This window comes from Billgrantia campisalis (genome assembly GCF_022341425.1).
In the GTDB taxonomy this organism is placed as follows: Bacteria; Pseudomonadota; Gammaproteobacteria; order Pseudomonadales; family Halomonadaceae; genus Halomonas; species Halomonas campisalis.
Genome location: NZ_JABFUC010000010.1, coordinates 24,831 through 44,610, shown reverse-complemented (window position 1 = coordinate 44,610; position 19,780 = coordinate 24,831). Strand labels below are relative to the sequence as shown.

At 68.9% G+C, this 19,780-nt stretch carries 18 protein-coding genes and 1 tRNA gene; 4 read left to right on the top strand and 15 right to left on the bottom strand.

What is annotated here, in order from left to right; genetic code table 11:
* Positions 1-46: 46 nt before the first annotated feature.
* The 7 genes from HOP52_RS12950 to HOP52_RS12920 form a co-directional block, all read right to left on the bottom strand.
* Entirely contained in the window at positions 47-721 is a 675-nt protein-coding gene (locus HOP52_RS12950; RefSeq protein ID WP_238977812.1) for a zinc metallopeptidase, read from the bottom strand.
* A 142-nt stretch (positions 722-863) separates the two neighbouring features.
* Complete coding sequence (cysN, locus tag HOP52_RS12945) at positions 864-2,288, bottom strand: sulfate adenylyltransferase subunit CysN (RefSeq protein WP_238977811.1); 1,425 nt, start codon at positions 2,286-2,288, stop codon at positions 864-866.
* The gene (gene cysD, locus HOP52_RS12940; RefSeq protein ID WP_275298201.1) at positions 2,288-3,259 is read right to left on the bottom strand and encodes a sulfate adenylyltransferase subunit CysD; all 972 of its coding nucleotides are present in this window, start codon (positions 3,257-3,259) and stop codon (positions 2,288-2,290) included. Before cysD ends, cysN begins: the two co-directional genes overlap by 1 nt.
* 125 nt (positions 3,260-3,384) lie before the next feature.
* Positions 3,385-4,119: a phosphodiesterase gene (locus HOP52_RS12935; RefSeq protein WP_238977810.1), complete on the bottom strand. Its 735-nt coding sequence runs from the start codon at positions 4,117-4,119 to the stop codon at positions 3,385-3,387.
* Positions 4,120-4,150: 31 nt separating this feature from the next.
* On the bottom strand, positions 4,151-4,597 hold the full coding sequence (locus HOP52_RS12930; RefSeq protein WP_238977809.1) for a DUF1249 domain-containing protein: 447 nt from the start codon (positions 4,595-4,597) through the stop codon (positions 4,151-4,153).
* A 1-nt stretch (position 4,598) separates the two neighbouring features.
* The gene (locus tag HOP52_RS12925; RefSeq protein WP_238977808.1) at positions 4,599-5,243 is read right to left on the bottom strand and encodes an NUDIX domain-containing protein; all 645 of its coding nucleotides are present in this window, start codon (positions 5,241-5,243) and stop codon (positions 4,599-4,601) included.
* A 180-nt stretch (positions 5,244-5,423) separates the two neighbouring features.
* Positions 5,424-6,059: a tetratricopeptide repeat protein gene (locus HOP52_RS12920; RefSeq protein WP_238977807.1), complete on the bottom strand. Its 636-nt coding sequence runs from the start codon at positions 6,057-6,059 to the stop codon at positions 5,424-5,426.
* A gap of 179 nt (positions 6,060-6,238) precedes the next feature.
* Here HOP52_RS12920 and greB point away from each other — a divergent pair, with 179 nt between their 5' ends.
* Genes greB through HOP52_RS12905 form a run of 3 tightly spaced genes read left to right on the top strand, consistent with a single transcriptional unit; the run spans position 6,239 to position 7,271 of the window.
* Positions 6,239-6,778 carry a transcription elongation factor GreB gene (greB, locus tag HOP52_RS12915; protein ID WP_238977806.1) on the top strand — a complete coding sequence of 180 codons (540 nt, stop codon included), beginning with the start codon at positions 6,239-6,241 and terminating at the stop codon, positions 6,776-6,778.
* A gap of 12 nt (positions 6,779-6,790) precedes the next feature.
* Positions 6,791-7,048, top strand: coding sequence for a DUF4160 domain-containing protein (locus HOP52_RS12910; RefSeq protein ID WP_238977805.1), 258 nt, complete (start codon positions 6,791-6,793; stop codon positions 7,046-7,048).
* Positions 7,017-7,271, top strand: coding sequence for a DUF2442 domain-containing protein (locus tag HOP52_RS12905; protein WP_238977804.1), 255 nt, complete (start codon positions 7,017-7,019; stop codon positions 7,269-7,271). Before HOP52_RS12910 ends, HOP52_RS12905 begins: the two co-directional genes overlap by 32 nt.
* Here HOP52_RS12905 and HOP52_RS12900 read toward each other — a convergent pair whose 3' ends face one another.
* From HOP52_RS12900 to HOP52_RS12880, 5 genes are all read right to left on the bottom strand, one after another.
* The gene (locus HOP52_RS12900; protein WP_238977803.1) at positions 7,272-8,297 is read right to left on the bottom strand and encodes a methyltransferase; all 1,026 of its coding nucleotides are present in this window, start codon (positions 8,295-8,297) and stop codon (positions 7,272-7,274) included.
* Complete coding sequence (locus HOP52_RS12895) at positions 8,294-9,118, bottom strand: methyltransferase domain-containing protein (RefSeq protein ID WP_238977802.1); 825 nt, start codon at positions 9,116-9,118, stop codon at positions 8,294-8,296. Before HOP52_RS12895 ends, HOP52_RS12900 begins: the two co-directional genes overlap by 4 nt.
* Positions 9,119-9,279: 161 nt before the next feature.
* Positions 9,280-10,869, bottom strand: coding sequence for an amidase (locus HOP52_RS12890; RefSeq protein ID WP_238977801.1), 1,590 nt, complete (start codon positions 10,867-10,869; stop codon positions 9,280-9,282).
* An 85-nt stretch (positions 10,870-10,954) separates the two neighbouring features.
* On the bottom strand, positions 10,955-14,101 hold the full coding sequence (locus tag HOP52_RS12885; RefSeq protein ID WP_238977800.1) for an efflux RND transporter permease subunit: 3,147 nt from the start codon (positions 14,099-14,101) through the stop codon (positions 10,955-10,957).
* Positions 14,098-15,357: an efflux RND transporter periplasmic adaptor subunit gene (locus HOP52_RS12880; protein WP_238977799.1), complete on the bottom strand. Its 1,260-nt coding sequence runs from the start codon at positions 15,355-15,357 to the stop codon at positions 14,098-14,100. The genes HOP52_RS12885 and HOP52_RS12880 overlap by 4 nt, the downstream gene beginning before the upstream one ends.
* Before the next feature lie 172 nt (positions 15,358-15,529).
* Here HOP52_RS12880 and HOP52_RS12875 point away from each other — a divergent pair.
* A tRNA-Arg gene (locus tag HOP52_RS12875) sits at positions 15,530-15,606 on the top strand.
* 13 nt (positions 15,607-15,619) lie between these two features.
* On the opposite strand, the gene HOP52_RS12870 is transcribed toward HOP52_RS12875, so the two are convergent.
* The 3 genes from HOP52_RS12870 to HOP52_RS12860 form a co-directional block, all read right to left on the bottom strand.
* Positions 15,620-17,590, bottom strand: coding sequence for a sensor domain-containing diguanylate cyclase (locus tag HOP52_RS12870; protein WP_238977798.1), 1,971 nt, complete (start codon positions 17,588-17,590; stop codon positions 15,620-15,622).
* Positions 17,591-17,706: 116 nt separating this feature from the next.
* Positions 17,707-18,456 (bottom strand): fumarate/nitrate reduction transcriptional regulator Fnr, encoded by a 750-nt coding sequence (gene fnr / locus HOP52_RS12865; RefSeq protein ID WP_238977797.1) that lies wholly within the window; start codon positions 18,454-18,456, stop codon positions 17,707-17,709.
* A gap of 278 nt (positions 18,457-18,734) precedes the next feature.
* The gene (locus HOP52_RS12860; protein WP_238977796.1) at positions 18,735-19,721 is read right to left on the bottom strand and encodes a porin; all 987 of its coding nucleotides are present in this window, start codon (positions 19,719-19,721) and stop codon (positions 18,735-18,737) included.
* Positions 19,722-19,780: the final 59 nt, after the last annotated feature.

Below are 19,780 nucleotides of genomic sequence, written 5' to 3'. Positions count from 1 at the left end.
TAGCGAGAGGCGCCGGGGACAGGCCGGAGAGGGATTCAGTTAATCCCTAACGCCTCAGAATCACCAGCCAGCGCCCCAGATTGAGGATGCTGGCCAGCGACGCCGCCACATAGGTGAAGGCGCAGGCAGTGAGCACGTGGCGGGCGCCTGGCATGTCATAAGGCGGGATGTACTCCTTGAGCAGCGGCAGCGCCCGCTGGAAGCTGGCATCGAACTCCACCGGCAGGGTCACCAGGTGGACCAGCGCCGCGGTGCCGAAGCTGATCACCGCGGCGGCCACCACGATGGCCAGGCCGCCGGGCAGGCGGGTGAGCAGGAACAGGAAGGGCGCCGCCATCATCAGCGCCGCGCCGAGCTTCTCGGCCTTCTGGGCCACCGCCACCAGCCGCGAGCGGGCGAGCAGCGGCGCATAGCCCTGGTGGTGCTGGATGGCATGACCCACCTCGTGGGCCGCCACCGTCACTGCGGTGAGCGAGCGCCCCCCGTACACCTCCGGCGAGAGCCGCACCCGGCGCGCCTCCGGGTCGTAGTGGTCGCCGTGGTCGGTGGGCTCCACCTTGACCCCCTCGATGCCGAGCCGGCGCAGCAGGTGGTCGGCCAGCTCGGCCCCGGTGCCGGGATAGTCGTCGCGGCTACGGGCATAGCGTTTGATGACCCACTGGGCCCAGAGATTGGGCAGCAGGAAGATGGCCAGTAGCAGGGCAACGGCGAGAACAATCATCGAGGCTTGGCTCCGGGTCGGCTGTAACGCATTGGACATAGCCTACCAGAGCCGGTTTCCTGACGGAGGCTGGAGATACCCCCGAACGCAGCGACCCCGAGCCGCAGCCCGGGGTCGAGTTCGATCGAGAGCAGAACGTACCCTACTTCAGCAGTTCGCGCACATCCTTGGCCTCCCAGTGGGGGAAGTACTTGCGCACCAGGGCGTTGAGCTCGAGCTCGAAGCCGACCCAGTCGACCTCGCCGACCGGCGTCTCGCCGCGCTCCACCACGCGGCGCACCATACCGGCGCCCACCGTCACGTTGGAGAGTCGATCGATGACGATGAAGCTGCCCGTCCCGGGGCTGGTGTCATAGGTGTCCAGCGGCACCTCGGCGGTCAGCTCCACCCGGCAGCGAGCGATGGCGTTGAGCTCCAGCCGCTCGGTGGCGTGGCGCTCCAGGGTGTTGACGTCCACCTGATGGAGGATCTCACCGACCTGCCCCGCCACCGAGCGGCCGGCGAGGCGGATGTCGACCTGGCGGCCCGGCACCAGTGGCTGCTCATGCATCCAGACGATATCGGCCTCGAAGGCGTTGGACATGGCCACCTCGGCGTCTTCGGCCACCAGCCAGTCACCGCGGGAGATATCCAGCTCGTCGGCCAGCGTTACGGTGATCGCCTGGCCCGGCCAGGCCGCCTCCAGGTCACCGTCGAAGGTGACCACTCGCTCCACTGTCGAGGTCTTGCCGGAGGGCAGCACCTTGATCGCCTGGCCCGGACGCAGCACCCCCGCCTCCAGAGTGCCGGCGTAGCCGCGGAAGTCGAGGTTGGGGCGGTTGACGTACTGCACCGGCAGGCGCAGGTCGACGAGATTGCGGTCCCGCGACACCTCCACGCTCTCCAGCAGTTCCAGCAGCGGAGGTCCCGCATACCAGGGAGTGCGCTCGCTGCGGTTGACCACGTTGTCGCCCTCCAGCGCCGACATCGGCACGAAGCGGATATCGCGGGCCGAGAGCTGCTCAGCGAAACTGCGATAGTCGGCGACGATCTCGTCGAAGCGCGCCTGGTCGAAGTCCACCAGATCCATCTTGTTGACCGCGATCACCAGGTGCTGGATGCCCAGCAGGTCGGCGATAAAGCTGTGCCGCCGGGTCTGCGTCTGCACGCCGTAGCGCGCATCGATCAGGATGATGGCGAGACTCGCCGTCGAGGCGCCGGTCGCCATGTTGCGGGTGTACTGCTCATGGCCCGGGGTATCGGCGATGATGAACTTGCGCTTGTCGGTGGAGAAGAAGCGGTAGGCCACGTCGATGGTAATGCCCTGCTCCCGCTCGGACTGCAGGCCGTCGACGAGCAGCGCCAGGTCCACGGCGTCGCCGGTGGTGCCGCTCTTCTTCGAGTCCCGGGTGATCGCCGCGAGCTGGTCGTCGAAGATCATCTTGGAGTCGTGCAGCAGCCGGCCGATCAGGGTCGACTTGCCGTCGTCGACGCTGCCGCAGGTGATGAAGCGCAGCAGGTCCTTGTTCTCGTGCTCGTGCAGATACTGCTCGATATTGTCTTGAATCAGCGTTGACTGGTGAGCCATCAGAAGTACCCCTCGCGCTTCTTCTTCTCCATGGAGCCGGCCTGATCGTGGTCGATGGCGCGGCCGCTGCGCTCGCTGGTGCGGGTCAGCAGCATCTCCTGGATGATCTCCGGCAGGGTGTCGGCCCGCGACTCCACCGCCCCGGTCAGCGGGTAGCAGCCCAGGGTGCGAAAGCGCACCCACTTCTCCTCGGGCACTTCGCCTTCCGCCAGCGGCATGCGCTCGTCGTCGACCATCACCAGCATGCCGTCGCGCTCCACCACCGGGCGCGGCGCGGCGTAATAGAGCGGCACGATGGGAATCTGCTCGAGATGGATGTACTGCCAGATATCCAGCTCGGTCCAGTTGGAGAGCGGGAAGGCGCGGATCGACTCGCCCTTGTTGATACGGGCGTTATAGAGGTTCCACAGCTCGGGCCGCTGGTTCTTGGGGTCCCAGCGATGGAATTTGTCGCGGAAGGAGAACACCCGCTCCTTGGCGCGGCTGGCCTCCTCGTCGCGGCGCGCCCCGCCGAAGGCGGCGTCGAAGCCGTACTTGTCCAGGGCCTGCTTGAGCGCTGCGGTCTTCATCACGTCGGTGTAGCCGCTGGAGCCGTGGTCGAAGGGGTTGATGCCCGCGGCACGCCCCTCCTCGTTGATGTACTCGATCAGCTCCATGTCGGCGTCCGCGGCCATGCGGTCGCGGAACTCGATCATCTCGCGGAACTTCCAGGTGGTGTTGATGTGCATCAGCGGGAAGGGCGGCGGGCCGGGGTAGAAGGCCTTGCGCGCCAGGTGCAGCATCACCGAGGAGTCCTTGCCGATGGAGTAGAGCATCACCGGGTTGGAGAACTCGGCGGCCACCTCGCGGATGATATGGATCGATTCCGCCTCGAGCTGCTGAAGATGGGTCAGCCGCTGGGGCGTCAACGATGGCGTCGCCCCGGCAGGGGACGCAGCCGGCTCTCGCGTCGGTGCATGAAGACTGGTCATCGGCCCGGATACCTCGCATGACGATGGGCGAAAAGGAGTATGCGAGACAGGGTACCGCCGGGCCGATAATAACGTAAAAGAATGATTGCCTATCTTTTTAGGCGAATAAAGAATAACACGCCACTTTAGAGGTCGACGCGCTCCACCCAGGTAACCCACTCATCCTCATACAGGTCCAGCACCCGATAGCCGGGTCGGGAGGCCTCATCGATGGCGAACTCCGCCGAGCCGGGCAGGAACTGGTCGGTGGTGGAGGGGCAACCGTAGACCAACACCTTGCCCTCGGCCTGGCGCTGATGGCTGGCGAAGGCCTGGTGGATATGGCCGCACAGGACCGCCTTGACCTGCGGATAGGCCGCCAGGGTCTGCCAGAAGGCGTCCCGGTCGATGAGGCCGATCTCGTCGAGCCAGGCGGAGCCGATGGCCAGCGGCGGGTGGTGCATGGCCAGCAGCGTGGGGCGCGGGTCCTGCTCGAGCCGCTCGACCAGCTCGGCGAGCCGCTCCGGGCCCAGCTCGCCATGGGGCTGACCGCTGACCCGGGTGTCCAGTACCAGCAGACGCCAGCCGTCGAGCTCGATCTCGTCATGAACCTCGCGCACCGCCGCCATCAGCGCCGGCTCGTCGTGGTTGCCGGTCAGCCAGAACCAGGGGCAGCCCAGCCGGGACAGCGCCTGATCGGCCAGCCGATAGGAGGCGTCGGTCTCATCCTGGCTGATGTCGCCGGTGACCACCACCAGGTCGGGGCGCTCTCGCCCCACCGCCGCGACCACCGCCTCGAGCTGGCGCAGCGGGAAGCCGGCACGTGAGCGCGCGGCAGGGTCGGCGTGAAGGTGGCAGTCGGTGATCTGTACCAGGCGCATCGGGACAACATCTCGTCAAGGGAACAGGGGGTCAGGGGAGCTGGGGCTGGTCGACGGTGTGACCGTGAGCCAGGCCATGGGCCAGCCATTCACCGAGAAAGCGATTGAGCTGCAGCTTCTCGTCGGGCTGGAACATGCGCAGGTTGGGATAGCGATAGCGGCCGTCGAAGTGGCGCTCGCGCTGGAAGTCGGTGACCTCGGCCATGCGCACATCGTGGTAGAGGTGCACCCGCATGCGCGGCGGCTCGATCAGCGTATCCATGATGCCGCTCTGGGTGACCCGCGCGATGGTGGTGTAGGGCGCGCGCTCGAGCACCGCCAGCAGCAGGGTGCCGAAGCGTCCGCGCTTGCCGGTCAGCTCGAGCTCCCGCGTTTCGCCGGCGGGCAGGTCGCCCAGCAGCCGGGTCAGGCGCAGGTAGTTGGCACTGCACTCCCCCTGCAGGCCCTTCAGGTCGGTCACATAGGCGCTTCTTGCCACGCTACCTCCTTGCTCTCAGGGACGCTCGCTCTCCGGCCAGCCAGTAAAAGGCGATCAGACACATGGCATTGTCGAGTCGCCCGGCCTGCATGAGTTCCCAGGCCTGGGCGAAGCCGAGCACATGGACGCGAATGTCCTCGTGCTCCTCGTCGAGGCCGTGCACCCCGCCGAGGCCCTGGCTGTCGACCAGGGCGCAGAACAGGGTGACCCGCTCGTCGCAAGCGCCGGGGCTGGGGTAGTAGGTATGCAACTCGATCAGCTCCCCCACCGGGCAGCCGGCCTCTTCCATGGCCTCGCGGCGGGCCACCTCGGCCGGGCTCTCGCCCGCTTTCACCAGGCCCGCCACCACCTCGAGCTTCCAGGGCGAGTCGGGATCCTCGAGGGCCCCGGCACGGATCTGCTCGACCAGCACCACGGCGTCACGCTCCACATCGTAGAGCAGCACGCCCACGGCGTCATGGCGGCAGTGCACCTCTCGAACCACCTCACCGCTCCAGCCGCCCTCGAAGAGGCGATGGCGCAGACTCACCCGCTCCAGGCGAAAGAACCCCTGGTACAGGCAGCGGCGCTCCACCACCTCCACGTCGGCGGCGGTGAAGGGCTCAAGCAGGCCGGCGCCCCGGCTCGGGTCGCTGCTGTCGGGCATGCGGGTCTCCGATTCGACGAATGGAGACCATTATCATGACCGGGGCGGGGAATGCCAACCGTCGAGACCCTTGCGCAGGGCATCCGCAGTTGGCTTTGCCGTTTGGATACGCCGCCGACGTGTCGCTGCCTTGCGCTTGCTCAACCTGCGCCGGCGCCCTCACCTGGTCAGAAAGCGCCCTCAGAGGCGGGCGAGCAGCGCGCGGGCCTGTTCGCGCAGCGCCTCGTCGGAGGCGGGGCGGCTGGCGCGGGCCTCGCCCTCCACGGCTCGGCTGGCGTGTTCCCGGGCCTCGTCCAGGCGCCCCTCCTCCTCCAGGAAGGCGGCATAGTAGAAGTTGACGTCGATGCCGTCGGGGCGAATCTCGAGCGCGCGCTGGAACATGCGCTCGGCGGTGTCGCTGTTGCCGAAGCCGATCGGCCGCCCCGGGGCGCGGTCGTAGAGCGCCCCCAGGGTCACGTAGGCCGAGCCGTTGCCGCCCTCGGGGTCGAGCTCGATGGCCTGCTCCAGGGAGTCGCGGGCACTGCGCGCGCTGGACAGCGCCCCCAGGCCACTGCGCTCGCGGGCGTGGGAGGCCTCGATGATGCCGTGCCAGATCAGCGGCATTGCCTCGTCGGGATGCGCGGCTGCCAGCGCCTCGGCCTCGTCGGCCAGGGCGTCGAGGGCTCGGCGGGCATCGCCGTCAGCCGCGCCGGTGGTGATCTGCTCCCAGCGCTGGGTCAAGGCATCCACCTGCGCCTCCCAGGCCAGGGCGCTGCCCAGCGGCGCCAGGGTAAGCCCGAGTCCCAGGGCGGTGGCCAGCAGTCGACGTCGAATCATCTTGTGTCTCCTCGTTCGGGTTGTTGTTTTCCGCATTGCGGTGCGGTGGTCCCACCCCGCAATGTAACGAACGTTTGAATGATTCGCCAGCCGCTTTATCCCTCGCGGCCGCTTACCCCTTGGCCCCACCGCTTAGCTGGCGTATGTTCGCAGCCTGAGGCGAGATAGCGAGGAACTCCATGAAAGGCCGCAACATGACCCGCTGGCGCGACCCCGCCAAGGATCCGCGCCAGGAGCCCAAGAGCAACCTGATCACCGCCGAGGGCGCCGAACGGCTGCGCGGCATCCTCGACCACCTCTCGAGGGTCAAGCGCCCCGCCCTCTCGGCCAAGGTGGGCGAAGCCGCCGCGCTGGGCGATCGCAGCGAGAACGCCGACTACACCTACAACAAGAAGGAGCTCAACCGGGTCATCGCCCGCATCCGCTACCTGACCAAGCGGCTCGACGAGCTGCAGGTAGTGGATCGGCTGCCCATGGACACCGGCAAGGTCTATTTCGGCGCCTTCGTCACCCTGGAGGACAACGACGGCGAGGAGACCCGTATCCGCATCGTCGGCCACGACGAGACCGACACCGCCAAGCGCTGGATCAGCGTCGATGCCCCCCTGGCCCGCGCCCTGCTGGGCAAGGCGCTGGACGATGACGTCACCGTCGCCGCCCCCGGCGGCGAGACCACCTACGTGATCACCGATATCGACTATCGTGACCCGCAGGCGTAGGAGGCCTTCACCGTGCCGGTTGTTTTCCGCTACAAGGGGATTCGCTTCTTTTTCTTCTCTAACGAGGGGAACCCGCTGGAGCCGATCCATATCCACGCCGAGAGCGGCGATGGCGAGGCCAAGATATGGCTGGAGCCTCAGGTCGCTATCGCCGGCAGCGCTGGCTACAATCGTAAGCAGCTTTCACAGCTCATGCAGCTGGTGGAAGCGCACCGTAGTGAGATCGAGAGGGCCTGGAATGAGCATTTCCGCCAAGACCGTCAGCTTTGACGACTACACCATGTGGGTCGAGCTCAGCGACGGCAGAACGCTCGGCATCCCGCTGGCCTGGTTCCCTCGCCTGCTGCACGCCACCCCAGCTGAAAGGGCCGAATGCCGCATCAGCTATTCCGGCCAGGGCCTGCACTGGGACGAGCTCGACGAGGATATCTCCGTGGAGGGACTCCTTGCTGGCCAGGGTGACATGAGCCAGCACCATGGCCGTGTCGCCTGATCAGCGCTTGATCGCGCGATAGACCCGGAAGCGACGGTCGTCGGCGAGGATCTCGAAGCCGCCGAAGGCGCCCTCGAGCAGGTCCGGGTAGGGCAGGAAGGCGTTGGCCACCAGGATGAGCCGGCCGCCGGGCCGCAGGTGCGCCGGGGCCTCGCGGATCAGTCGCCCAGTCGGGCCGTAGTCGATGGCGCGCTCCTGGTGAAACGGCGGATTGCTGACGATGGCATCGAAGGCTCGGCCCCCCAGCGCCGAGTAGACGTCGCTGGCCAGCGCCTCGCCGGCGAGGCGGTTGGCGGCCAGGGTGCGGCGGGTCGCCTCCACGGCGAAGGCGCTGACGTCCACGGCGGTCACCGCCTGGCCGCGCCGCGCCAGCCAGGCGGCGAGGATGCCGTCGCCGCAGCCCATATCGAGCACATCGCCCTCACCTGGCGGCAGCGCCTCCGGCAGCGTCTCCAGCAGCAGCCGGGTGCCGTCGTCGAGCTTGCCGTGGCCGAAGACGCCGGGGTGGCTGGCAAGCGTCAGCCACGTCTCTCCCAGCTCGGCCTCGAAGCGGGTCCAGGCCGCCTCGGGGTCGAGCGCCACCCGGCCCAGGCGCGTCTCGAACAGCGAACAGCGCCGCGCGCTGTCACGCTTGCGCGAGCCCAGGCCCAGGGCCGCCAGCACCTTGAGCACCCGCCGGATACCGCCCTGGTTCTCGCCCACCAGCTGCAGCGGCGTGCCCGGCGGCAGGGTGGCGCAGAGCCACAGCAGCCACCACTCCCCCAGCGCATGGCTCTTGGGCCAGAACAGCACCGCCCCGGGTGGCGCTGCTTGGCCGGGCAGCGCCTCGAAGGGCGACACAGCGGGACGCCCGGCGGCCTGCCAGGCGGCGCGCACCGCCAGATCGCCGCTGACCACCGTGCCCTGCCCCGCCTCCAGCCAGGGATCGCGGGGCGGGGCCACCCACAGCCAGCCCCGGTAATCGGCTTCCTGGCGCGCCAGCAGCTGGCAGACCGGGGTCGCGGCGCTTGTCGTCTCGACGGTCATGGGTGGGGCTCCTCGTCGGGTGTCACGATGGATGCGGTCTCGGGACGCACCAGGGTGTAGAGCAGGTAGCGGCCCAGTCGCCAGTGCGGGTCGTGGCGGCAGTAGCGCCACTCAAGCGCCAGCAGCCGCTCCCGGTCGGCATCGCTCTCGGCGGGCCGGCGCAGGTAGTCGTGAAACACGCGAACCCCCGCCACCGCACGGATCTCCAGGCCGCACTCGGCGCTCCAGGCAACGATCTGAGCGTCGGTCAGCGGCGAGATCGGCGTCAGGCGCTGGCGCAGCCCCTTGCCCTCCAGGCGATCCGCCAGCGCCTTGTCCAGGTTGCCCTTGACCACGTTGGAAAATCGCAGGGCGTCGCGGTTGAAGACCATCAGCGACAGCTGCCCCCCGGGCGCCAGCCGTGCGGCCAGGGTGGCCAGCGCCGAGCGCGGGTCGGCCAGCCACTCCAGCACCGCGTGGCAGGCGATCAGCGACCAGGGCCCCGGCGCCACCTCGGGCAGCGCCTGCAGCGGCGCGTCCAGGAAGGTCACCGACCGTCCGGTCAACTCGGCACGCGCCCGCTCGCGCATCTCGGCGGCGGGCTCCACCAGGGTCACGGGGTGGCCGCGGTCGGCGAACCAGGCGGCCAGCTGCCCCAGCCCCCCGCCCACGTCGAGCAGCGGCTGGCCGTCGAGGGCGAGCATCTCCGGCAGCAGGCGGTCGAGCAGTGCCAGGCGCAGCTCGCCGCGGGCCTTGCCGTAGAGGCTGGCGGCGAACTTGTCGGCGAGACCGTCGAAGTGGCGGTCGCCGGCCGGCGAGAGCGGGGAGTCGGCGTCGGACATGGGGGCGAACCGGTTAGGCGGATGGCGCGCATTCTACTCGGCTTTGCCCGAGGACTCACGGCCGCCGACGGCCGTTTCAGGGCTATCGTAGGTGGCAGCATCGCTCAAGGCTGTTCCGGCGATAGGCCTTCAAGGGGGCGCTATGAATACTTCCTTGTAGGCTACCTCGGCCATCCCTGGTCCTCGGACCCCCTCTCCGGCCTATCCCCGGCGCCTTTCGCTATCGCACTATCGGTAACTGCCATAGCCCTGACGGCCGGGCACGGCAGGTGGTGGGCCCAGGGGGTATCGGCCTCGACCTGGGCGGCCAGGGCCAGCAGGCGGCGCTCGTCGCCCATGGCGCCGAGCACCTGCACCCCCACCGGCAGGCCGTCGGTGGTGATATGCAGCGGCAGCGACATGGCCGGCTGGCCGGTGAGGTTGGCCAGCTGGGTGAAGGGGGTGCGCGCCAGGGCGTCCCGCGCCAGGCGCTTGAGCAGGCCCGCCTTGAGCGCCAGCGAGGGCATGCCGGGCAGCGCCAGCAGCGCCATCAGCCGCTCCCGGGCCGGCGGCGGATAGAGCTCCCCCCGGCGCGGTGCCGGGGCGGCCGCCACCGGCATCAGCAGCACATCGAAGCGGCGGTGAAAGCCCGCCATGGCCCGGGCGACGTCGTTCCAGTGGCGCTTGGCCAGCTCATAGTCGCGCACCGGCAGGCGGCGCCCCAGCCGGCCGATGGCCCGGGTCGAGGGCTCGATGGCGAGCCGCGATACGCTGACCCCGGTCTGGGCGCTGATCCAGGCCAGGTCCGCCGACAGATGCCCCAGGTAGAGGGTCAGGTAGCTGTCGGCCAGCCGCTCGCCGTCCACCGGCGGGTCGGCCCACTCGACGTGATGCCCCAGCGCCGCGAACTGCTCGGCGGCCCGCTCCACGGCCCGGCGCGCCTCGGGGTCGAGCCGGGTACCCAGCGCCCTGCCCAGCGGTTCACCCAGCGAGACCGCCACCCGCAGCGGGCCGGGGGGGCGCTCGGTGGCCGCCAGGAAGCCCGTTTCGCGGGGCAGCGGCCAGGGGCTGCCGGGGTCCATGCCGTTGACGGCGTCGAGCAGCGCGGCGCTGTCGCGCACGCTGCGGGTCAGGGCGTGCTCCACCACCGCGCCCTGCCACACCTCGGCGAACATCGGGCCGAGCGGCACCCGCCCGCGGGAGGGCTTGAGGCCGAACAGGCCACAGTAGCTGGCGGGTATGCGGATCGAGCCGCCGCCGTCGCCGGCCATGGCCAGCGGCACCAGGCCGGCGGCCACCGCACAGGCCGCCCCGCCGCTGGAGCCGCCCGGCGAGTGGGTCGGCCGCCAGGGGTTGACCGGGTGGGGAAAGGCGCGCGGCTCGGTGATGCCCATCAGCCCCAGCTCGGGGGTGGCGGTCTGGCCGAGGATCGCCAGGCCCGCCTCGCGCAGGCGGGCGACCAGGGTCGAATCCTGGGCCGGTTGCCAGTCGGCCAGGGCCGCGCTGCCGAAGGCCAGCGGCTCGCCCTCGATGGCCATCAGCAGGTCCTTGGTCAAGGTCGGCACCCCGGCGAAGGGTGCCGACTCCGCCACCCGCTCCCCCTCGCGACGGGCGCGCGCGAAACGAGTGCGCACCACCGCGCCGAGTGACGGATTCTGGGCCTCGATCGTTGCACAGGCGGCCTGGAACACCTCGTCGCGGCTTACCTGTCGCGAGCGGATCAGTGCCGCCAGGCCCAGGGCGTCGTAGCGCCGGTAGTCGTGACTCTCCATGGGTCGCCCTCCCTCTCGGTCAGTCCTTTACGGCCACTCTTGCTCGGCCACTCCTGCTCGGTCAGCCCTGCTCATTCAGCCCTGTTCATTCAGCCCCGGGGGCGTCCACCGCCTCGCGCCGGCGCCGCCGGCCGGCCCAGCGCTCGCGACCGTGCTCCAGGTAGGAGAGCAGCGCCGGGGTGACCAGCAGCACCAGCAGCGTCGAGCCGCCCAGGCCGAAGGCGATGGAGGCCGCCATGGGGATCAGGAACTGCGCCTGCAGCGAGGTCTCGAAGAGCAGCGGCAACAGGCCGCCGATGGTGGTCAGCGAGGTGAGCAGCACCGCCCGCACCCGCTGCACCACCGCCTCGTTGAGCGCCTCGTCGATGGGCAGTCCGCGGTCGCGCTGTTCGCGGTAGAAAGTCACCAGGATGATGGCGTTGTTGACCACGATACCGGAGAGCCCGAAGAGACCAAACAGCGACAGGATGGTCAGATCGATGCCCAGCAGCCAGTGGCCGAGCAGCGCCCCGACCAGCGAGAAGGGAATGATCGCCATGACGATCAGCGGCAGGCTCCAGGAGGCGAACACCCAGGTCAACACGCCGTACATCAGTCCCAGCCCCACCAGCAGGCCGACGCGCATGTCGGCCAGGGTCTCCCGCTGGTCGGCGGCGCGCCCCTCGAAGCTGTAGCTCAGATGGTAGTCGCGGGCCAGCGCCGGCAGCACCGTGGCCGAGAGGCTCTCGCGGATCTGGTCGGCGGAAGTCACCCCGCTGTCGATCTCGGCGGTGACCTCCACCGCCAGCCGGCCGTCGGCGTGGCGCAGCGCCTCGAAGCCCTGGCGATGGGAGGCCGTCATGACCTGGTCCAGCGCCACCTGGCGGCCGTCGGGAAGGCGCACCGCGAGGCTCGACAGGGTCGCCAGGCGCTCGCGCTGCTCGCGGGGCAGCTGGACGCGCACCTCCACCTCGTCGGCGCCCGCCTGGTGCACCTGCACCACCTGGCCGTCGAAGGCGGTGCGCAGCTGGTTGCCCAGCTCGGCGGTGGTCAGGCCCAGCGCTTCGCCGACGGCGTTGACCCGGTAGACCAGCTGCTCGCGCCCCCAGGGCATGTCATCGGCGGTATCGAGCACCCCGGGCAGGCTGGCCAGCGACTGATTGAGCGAATCGGCGGCCTGGCGCAGCGCCATGGGCTCCTCGCCGGTAAGGCGGATATTGACGTCGCGCCCCGGCGGCCCGGCGGCCCGCTCGTTGATCGCCAGGGCGTCGAGCCCGGCCGGCTCCCGGATACGCTCGCGCCAGGCGCGGATGAACTGGGTATTGCGCACCTCGCGATGGTCCGGCGAGATCAGCTCGATCATCAGCGAGCCCACCTCGTCGGCGCTACGGCTGGGCGCCCCGCCCGCCAGGGTCGCGCCATAGCGGGTCACCGACATCGCCACCAGATTGCCGCCCAGCTCACGGTCGGTCTCCTCGAGCGTGGCCTCCAGGTGGTCGAGAAAGCGCTCGACGCGGCCGCGATCGGTGCCGGCGACGAAGCTGGCGTTGGCGTAGAGCACGCTGGGCTCCGGGGCGGGAAAGAAGTTGAAGCCGACCCGGCCGCCGGCCAGCAGCCCGACGGTGACCAGGGTCACCGCCAGGGCGGCGGCCAGGGTAGCCGCCCGGTGGCGCAGGGTCAGCGCCGAGAAGCGCCGGAAGGGGCCCTCGCGAAAGCGCTGGAAGCCGCTCTCGAAACCCTGGCGCCAGCGCGCCAGCCCGCGCGGCGCCCTGTCGTCGCCGCGGCGGGGCACGAAGGCGTTGCGCAGGTGCGCCGGCAGCACCACGAAGCACTCCAGCAGCGAGGCGATCAACACGCAGATCATGATGATCGGGATGTCGCCAAGGATATTGCCGATCACCCCGCCCACCATCAGCAGCGGCATGAAGGCCGCCACCGTGGTCAGCGAGGAGGCCACCACCGGCCACAGCATGCGCCGCGCCGCCCCCGCCGAGGCGTTGCGCGGCGCCTCTCCCAGGCGGTGGTGGGCATCGGCGTCCTCGCCCACCACGATGGCGTCGTCGACGATCACCCCCAGCGCCATGATCAGCGCGAACAGCGACATCATGTTGATCGAGCCGCCGATGCCCCAGAACACCCCCAGGGCGGCCATGAAGGCAGTGGGGATGCCGATGGCCACCCACAGCGCCACCCGGGCAGGCAGGAAGAAATAGAGCAGGATCACCACCAGCAGCAGGCCGGTGGCGCCGTTGGTGACCAGCAGCTTGATACGCTCGTCGATCAGCTGCCAGGACTCATCGTGGACCTCCAGCGTGACGCTCTCCGGCAGCGTCGGCCGGGTCTCCTCGAGCCAGTCATCGAGCACCCGGGCCGCGGCCAGGGAGTTGCCGGCCTCGGCGCGCTGCAGCTGCAGTTCCACCGCCGGGCGCCCCTGGCGGCTGAGTTCCACCTGGCCTTCCCGCGACTCCTGGCGGATCACCGCGATATCACCCAGGCGCAGCTGCACCCGGTTGCCACTGAGGACAGCCACGTCCTCGAAGGCCAGCGCCTCGCGGCGCTGCTCCAGGGAGCGCAGCTCCCGGGCGCTGTCCTGCTGGCCCAAGATTCCCGCCGGCAGGTCCCGCGACATGCCCTGAACCCGCTCGGCGATCTGCTCGAGGGAGAGCGACAGGCCCTGCAGCCGCTCGGCCGGCACCTCGATGCTGATCTGCTGCGCGGGCAGGCCGGCGATCTCAACCCGGTCGATGCCGCGGGCGAGCAGCTCGTCCTCGAAGCGGTGAGCCAGCTGGCGCAGCTCCCGCCGGTCCAGGTCGCCGTGCACCAGCAGCCGCGCCACCGGCTCGAAGCGAACCAGCCGCGACACCTGGGGCGCTTCGGCATCCGCCGGCAGGTTGGTGAAGCTGTCGACTTCCTGGCGCACGTCGTCCAGCGCCAGCACCGGGTCGCTGCCTTCCACGAACTCCAGGGTGATGTTGGCGATGCCCTGGGCCGAGGTGGAGGTCATGCGCTTGAGCCCCTCGAGGCTGCGCAGGCGCTGCTCCAGGGGGTTGGTGATACCGGCCTCCACATCCTCGGCGGAGGCGCCGCTCCACACCACCCGTACGCTGACCACGTCCAGGGCGAAAGTGGGAAAGAACTGGATGTTCATGCGCGCGATGCCCAGGGCGCCGCCCAGCAGCATCACCAGCATCACCAGGTTGGCCGCCACCCGGTGATGCACGAAGAAGCCGATCAGGTCGCGGCGACGGCTCATGCCTCGGGCTCCTCGGCGGCGTCATCGCGGCGGCTATCCTCGGCAAGCTCCACGCGCAACCCCTGCATGGCGTTGGGTAGGTGGGTGATGGCGATGCGGTCACCCTCGCTCAGCTCGGCGGCACGCACCAGCAGCCAACGCTCGCCGTCGGGGCCCGGCGTCTCGCCCAGGCGCTCGACCCGGGTGCGCGCCAGGCGGCTGTCGTCATCGATGCGATAGAGCACGTCGCTGCCGTGCAGGGCGCTGAAGGGCACCGCCAGCGCCCCCTCCACCGCCGGTCGCTCCAGCAGCACCGCCACCAGGCTGCCCGGGCGCAGCCCGGCCGCCGCCCCTGCCAGGGTCAGGATCGCCTCGGTGCCGGCGGGGTCGCCCTCCCCCGCCAGGCGATCGAGCACGAAGCGCTGCCCGCCCTCCACGGCACGGGCCGTCAGCGTCTCGCCACGAGAAAGCAGCGCGCCGAGCTCGTCCTGATAGCGCTGGGGAACCCGGGCGCGCAGCTCCAGGCCATCCGGCGGGTAGAGCGAGAGCAGCCCGGCGCGGGCGCCCACCTGATCGCCGGGCGCCACCTGCACACCGCTGACGATACCCTCGAAAGGCGCTACCACCCGGCTGCGCTCGGCGTCGCGTTGAGCCGCGTCACGCAGCGCCTCGGCGCGGGCCCGCTGCGCCTCCAGGCGACGCAGCCGCGCCGGGTGCTCGGCCAGCTGACTCTCGCGCTGGGTCACGGTGAGCCGCGCCTGGGCCACGGCATCGCGGGCGGCGTCCAGCTCCGACTGGGAGGAGAGGTTGCGCTCCACCAGCGAGCGGGTACGCTCCAGCTGGCGCGCGGCGTTGCCGAGAATCTCGCGTTCGCGCTCGAGCGCCTGGCGATCGTTGTCGTAGCGGATGCGTTCGTTGTCGATCTGCGCCGCGAGGTCCGCCACCTCGGCCTCGGCCTGGCGCAGCGGGGGCAGCGTATCGGCCTCGTCCAGCGCCAACAGCAGCGCGCCGGCGCCGACCCGCTGGCCGTCGCGAACCGGACGCTCGGCCACCCGCCCCGCCATGGGCGCCACCAGGCTGACCCGCTCCGGCGCCACCAGCTCCCCGAACAGCGGCAACACCGGCACCCGCTCGGCGAAGTTGACCTGCATGGCCTCCACCCGCCAGCTGCGCTCCTGGGGCGCCACCGCCGGTGGCTCGGGCCGGGTCAGGCGTAGCGCCGCAAAGCCGGCCACGCCGATGGCCAGTATCAGCAGGGGAACCAAGCGTTTGATCATCTAGCAATCCCGGAACAAGCTAAGCACTGAATGGAATGACAAGCCACGACTATACCGGCTCAAGGCCCCAAAGGAGAGTCGTTCATGAGGAATATCGCGAGGTCGCGCCCTGGCACCGAGCATGCCAGCGGTTTATCTCCACCGCCGCTTTCCCTATAATGCGCCCGGTCGCGCCCCTATAGCTCAGCTGGATAGAGCGTCCCCCTCCTAAGGGGAAGGTCTCAGGTTCGAATCCTGATGGGGGCGCCACTCTGGCCAACCGTCAGGACTGTACCGTCTCGGCCAGGGTATCCTGCACCACCACACGATTACGCCCCTGACGCTTGGCGTGGTAGCTGGCACGGTCGGCGCGTTTGACCAGCGGCCCGCCGTCGCGGTCGTCCGGGCCCAGCCGCGATACGCCGATACTGGCGGTGACACGAAAGCTGTGCCCCTCGGCCAGGAACTCGATGGCCGCGATGCGCTCGCGCACCCGCTCGGCGATCTCCTGGGCCTGCTCCAGCGGGCAACCCGGCAGCAGCAGCGCGAACTCATCGCCCCCGAGCCGGGCCACGGCATCCTGCTCGCGCACCGCCTCCTGCAGCAGGTGCCCGATGCGCCGCAGCAGCTCATCGCCGGCGGCGTGGCCGGCGGTGTCGTTAACCGGCTTGAAGTGGTCCAGATCCATCATGATCAGCGACAGCACCTTGTCGCTGTCCCGGCGATGCATCGAGCAGGCCTCCTCCAGGCGATTCTCGAAGCCGCGGCGATTGAGGCAGCCGGTCAGGGGGTCGTGGTCGGCCTCCCAGCGCTGCTTGGTTTCCCGCGCCTGGCGCTCGGTGATGTCCTGTACCATGCCGACGAAGCCCAGCGGCGTCTCGCCCAGGGTCACCTGACTGACCTGTACCTCCAGCCACAGCTGCTCACCGTCGTCACGCAGGAAGCGATACTGGAATGGCCGCTCTTCTCCGCGACTCAGCATGGCCCGCCAGCGTTCGATGAAGATGCGGCGATCCTCGCGGTGCACGTGCCGCAGCCACTCGCTGTCGGGCCGAGTGCCGACATCATAGCCGGCGATGGCCTCCAGCTCGGGATTGACGTAGTTGACCCGGCCTTTCATGTCGACCAGGAACATGCCCACAGGCGAGGAGGCCAGCACCGCACGCAGGAAGGCCTCCCGTGACTCCCGCGAGGCCAGCGCCTCGCGGCGGCCGGCCTCCAGGCGATTGAAGGCGTCAGCCACTTGGCGCAGCTCGCTCATCGAAGTATGCAGCGTCAGCCGCTCGGCGTGGCCGCGGCCGACCCGGATGATCTGCTGCTCCAGGCGGTGCAGCGGCGCCAACCCCAGCCCCAGCAGCCACCAGAGCAGCGGCAGCATCAGCGCCACCGTGGCCAGGCCCACCCTGCGCAGCTGGGTGGCGTAATGCTGAATGGGCGCCTGCACCTGGCTTAGGGGCAGGAAGACCCCCACCACCCAGTCGGCCGGCCAGACCTGGCGAAAGGCCATCAGCGCCGGCTCGCCGTCCAGCTGATGGCCCACGCCTGTGCCCTCCCAGCCGTAGCGTGCCAGCTCCAGCAACTGCTCGGCGTCCGGCACCGGCTGCATGAGCCATTTCGCGTTGGGGTGGCTGATGATCTGTCCCGAGGCAGTGGCCAGCAGCACATGGCCCTGGTCGCCGATGCGCCGCGACTGCAGGTTGAGAAAGGCGTCGCCGTTGCGCAGGCTGGTATTGCCGCCGAGGATCCCCTGAAAGTTGCCCTGCCCGTCGAGCAGCGGCTCGATCACCATCACCTGATCGATGCCGGTCTCGCCGCCGCGGTAGGGCTCGCTGACCAGGGGGCGTCGAAAGCCGCGGACATCGCGGAAGTAGTCGCGCTCGGCGACGTTGGGCCCGCCGTGCTCGAAGGGCGGCCAGGCCGCCACCGGCTCGCCCTCGGCGTCGAACACCATCAGCCGGTCGAACAGCGCCAAGAGCCCTTCCTGGGAGCGCAGCTTGTCCAGCAGTTCCGGATCATCGGCAGAGAGGTTCGGCCGCAGGCGGGCCAGCGCCCGCTGGCGATCCTCGACCGAACGCTGCAGCTGATCGGCGATCAGCTCGGCCTCGTAGGCCAGGTGGGTGAGGTTTTCGCGCTTGGCCAGTGCGCCCCCGGTGATATGGCTGTATCCCAGCAGCGCCACCACCAGCGCCAGCCAGCCGAGGCTAACGCCAAACAGCAGGCGGGAACGCAGGGTGGGGAGTAACCAGTCCGGCAAGGTCCAGCACCGTTATCAGTGAGTTGAAGCCATATCATGTCACCGCCTGCCCAGTAGCAAAAGGGCCGCCATCAACTATCGGAGCGATAGTCTCGGCCATGGACAACGCTTCAAGCTCAGATGCCAGAGTGGCGCCCGACTCCCTCCTCGGCCAGGGCAACAAGCGCCGCGTGCTCGTGGATCGTCAGCTCACGCCCCTCCACCGAGACCAGCTTCTGATCCTGAAAGCGGCCCAGCACCCGGCTGACGGTCTCCAGCGCCAGGCCGAGGTAGCTGCCGATATCGGAGCGAGACATGGAGAGGTGGTAACAGTAGGGCGAGCAGCCCCGGGCGCGGAAGCGCTCGGAGAGCCCCAGCACGAAGCTGGCCAGGCGCTGATCGGCGGTTCGCCCCGAAAGCAGGCACATCATGCGCTGGTCGTTGCGCAGCTCACGGCTCATGCAGCGGTAGAGCTGACCGCGCAGTTCCGGCAGCCGCTCGGCGAGGTCCTCCAGGCGGCTGAAAGGCAGCTCGCAGACGAAGGCGGACTCCAGCGCCACCACGCTACCGTAGCAGGCGGTATCGCCGATGCCGTCGAGCCCCACCAGCTCACCGGGAAGATAGAAGTGGGTCACCTGGTCGCGCTGGCCTTCCTGGGCCACCGACTGCTTCAGGCTGCCCGAACGCACCACATAGAGGCTCTCGAAATGGTCGCCCTGGCGCACCAGGGCCTCGCCGCGCTTGAGCGGTCGTGGCCGCTCGATGATCGCATCGAAGGACTCCAGTGCCTTCAGGTCAAGCCCCAGGGGCAGACAGCGCGCATGCAGACTACAGCGCTCACAGCGGGTCTCGTTGACCGGCTGGCGCCGACTGAACTCAGGCTTCATGGACTCTCCTTGCCTCGTGTTGCCTAATGAACAAGCACAAACGCAGTCAAAACAGCCGCCAGCCTGCTGGAGAGCAGGGGCGACGGTGCGGCACATTCTGGGCGCTCCTACAAGGTAGCGATTTTTTGACATGAATCAAGCAAAACGCCACCGCCTTCCCCCAAGGTCGCAGCCAGAGGGCAGTCGAGGATCCAAAATGGCCAGTCAGCAACCGGTCCCCCAAAACCAAAAAACCGGCCCCAAGGGGCCGGTCTGTCTAGCGTCAGGCTAGATGTTCATTAGAACATGTAGCGGGCGCCGGCCAGCACGTAGGTGCTGCGATCGTCGTCGCCTTCGTTGAACTCGGTGAAGACGTTGACGTTCTGGTTCAGGCGATAGTAGGCACCGGCGGCGAAGGCGTTGCGGCTAGAGACGCCGTCCGGGGTGTCCACATAGTAGTAGTCGGCATTGAAGGCCAGCTGACCCAGGCTGACAGTGCCGCCCAGACCGTAGACGTCCTGGCCGTCGCCGTCGAACACGTCACGCTGAGCGTCGATACCCAGGCGACCGCTGAACATGTCGTTGAAAGCGTAACGAGCGGTGGCGCCGTAGCGAGTCTTGTTGCTCAGGTTGCCAGTCACTTCCAGCGGCTCCGGCTCGGCCCAGCCAGCGGCCAGACGCAGGCCAGCCACGTCATAGGTCACGCCGCCCTGGGAGCGAACCTTGCTGCTGTCCAGACCGATGTTGTCGTTGGAGCTGAAGTGCTTGCCCTGGATGAAGGCCTGGAAGCCCTCCAGGTTCGGCGTCAGATAGGCCACGGAGTTACCGCGGGAGTTGAACGGGTGACCGGTCATCTCGTAGCCGCGATCCAGGTAGACATCGAACGGGATCAGCACCTGGCTGTTGTAGAGACCGCCGAAGTTACCCGCCATCAGGGTACCGAAAGTCTGGCTCTCGACGCCCATCAGGCTGGTGCGCACTTCCTGGAAGCCGGAAGAGGTGTCGCGGACGGCACCGTTGAAGCGCCACTCGACTTCGAAGAAGCCGCGCAGGTCCGGATCGATCTGGCTGGAGCCGTTGATGTTCAGGCGCGAATAAACGTTACGGAACTGGGAGCCGGTATCGGTATTGGCCAGGGTATCAACGTTGTTGGATACGCCCAGGGCGACGCGGCCGCCGATGTTCAGCTGGGTGCCGTCCTGGTCATAAACGGTGGCGGCTTGCACGGCGGTGCCGGTGAAGGCCATGGCGCCGGCAACGGCAGTCGCTAACAGTGTCTTTTTCATCGCGATAGTTCCTTTACTAGCTTACTGTTTCGATCGTACTGCACGAACGGAATGCTCTG

Bases quoted from the DNA above. Each gene is read 5' to 3' on its own strand.
- HOP52_RS12905 (WP_238977804.1), top strand. From the start codon at position 7,017: ATGAGCATTTCCGCCAAGACCGTCAGCTTTGACGACTACACCATGTGG.
- fnr (WP_238977797.1), bottom strand. From the start codon at position 18,456: ATGAAGCCTGAGTTCAGTCGGCGCCAGCCGGTCAACGAGACCCGCTGT.
- cysN (WP_238977811.1), bottom strand. From the start codon at position 2,288: ATGGCTCACCAGTCAACGCTGATTCAAGACAATATCGAGCAGTATCTG.
- HOP52_RS12900 (WP_238977803.1), bottom strand. From the start codon at position 8,297: ATGACCGTCGAGACGACAAGCGCCGCGACCCCGGTCTGCCAGCTGCTG.
- HOP52_RS12920 (WP_238977807.1), bottom strand. From the start codon at position 6,059: ATGATTCGACGTCGACTGCTGGCCACCGCCCTGGGACTCGGGCTTACC.
- HOP52_RS12880 (WP_238977799.1), bottom strand. From the start codon at position 15,357: ATGATCAAACGCTTGGTTCCCCTGCTGATACTGGCCATCGGCGTGGCC.
- greB (WP_238977806.1), top strand. From the start codon at position 6,239: ATGAAAGGCCGCAACATGACCCGCTGGCGCGACCCCGCCAAGGATCCG.
- HOP52_RS12935 (WP_238977810.1), bottom strand. From the start codon at position 4,119: ATGCGCCTGGTACAGATCACCGACTGCCACCTTCACGCCGACCCTGCC.
- HOP52_RS12860 (WP_238977796.1), bottom strand. From the start codon at position 19,721: ATGAAAAAGACACTGTTAGCGACTGCCGTTGCCGGCGCCATGGCCTTC.
- cysD (WP_275298201.1), bottom strand. From the start codon at position 3,259: ATGACCAGTCTTCATGCACCGACGCGAGAGCCGGCTGCGTCCCCTGCC.
- HOP52_RS12925 (WP_238977808.1), bottom strand. From the start codon at position 5,243: ATGCCCGACAGCAGCGACCCGAGCCGGGGCGCCGGCCTGCTTGAGCCC.
- HOP52_RS12950 (WP_238977812.1), bottom strand. From the start codon at position 721: ATGATTGTTCTCGCCGTTGCCCTGCTACTGGCCATCTTCCTGCTGCCC.
- HOP52_RS12890 (WP_238977801.1), bottom strand. From the start codon at position 10,869: ATGGAGAGTCACGACTACCGGCGCTACGACGCCCTGGGCCTGGCGGCA.
- HOP52_RS12895 (WP_238977802.1), bottom strand. From the start codon at position 9,118: ATGTCCGACGCCGACTCCCCGCTCTCGCCGGCCGGCGACCGCCACTTC.
- HOP52_RS12885 (WP_238977800.1), bottom strand. From the start codon at position 14,101: ATGAGCCGTCGCCGCGACCTGATCGGCTTCTTCGTGCATCACCGGGTG.